General features: G+C 52.5%; 1 rRNA gene. It reads left to right on the top strand.

Going from position 1 to position 522, the window contains the following annotated elements:
- Nucleotides 1–522 (top strand): 23S ribosomal RNA (locus tag WH45_RS22610); the annotation flags it as partial.

The raw sequence follows: 522 nt of genomic DNA, 5'->3' as shown, positions 1-522 counted from the left end.
AGAGGCAGACGAGGGGAACTGAAACATCTAAGTACCCTCAGGAAGAGAAAACAAGAGTGATTCCGTCAGTAGCGGCGAGCGAACGCGGAACAGCCTAAACCAAGAAGCTTGCTTCTTGGGGTTGTGGGACGTCTCTTTGGAGTTACAAAGGAACTGGGTAAGTGAAGAGGTCTGGAAAGGCCCGCCATAGTAGGTGAAAGCCCTGTAGCTGAAAGTCAGTTCTCTCCGAGACGGATCCCGAGTAGTGCGGGGCACGTGAAACCCCGTATGAATCTGCCAGGACCATCTGGTAAGGCTAAATACTCCCTAGCGACCGATAGTGAAGCAGTACCGTGAGGGAAAGGTGAAAAGGACCCCGGAAGGGGAGTGAAATAGAACCTGAAACCGTGTGCTTACAAAAAGTCAGAGCCCGATATAGGGGTGATGGCGTGCCTTTTGTAGAATGAACCGGCGAGTTACGTTCCCGTGCAAGGTTAAGGTGAAAAGCCGGAGCCGCAGCGAAAGCGAGTCTGAATAGGGCGA

It is taken from the genome of Paenibacillus wulumuqiensis (assembly GCF_000971965.1).
GTDB classification, from domain to species: domain Bacteria; phylum Bacillota; class Bacilli; order Paenibacillales; family Paenibacillaceae; genus Saccharibacillus; species Saccharibacillus wulumuqiensis.
Note: the sequence above shows the minus strand (reverse complement) of the source record. Positions and strands in the feature narration are given on the sequence as shown.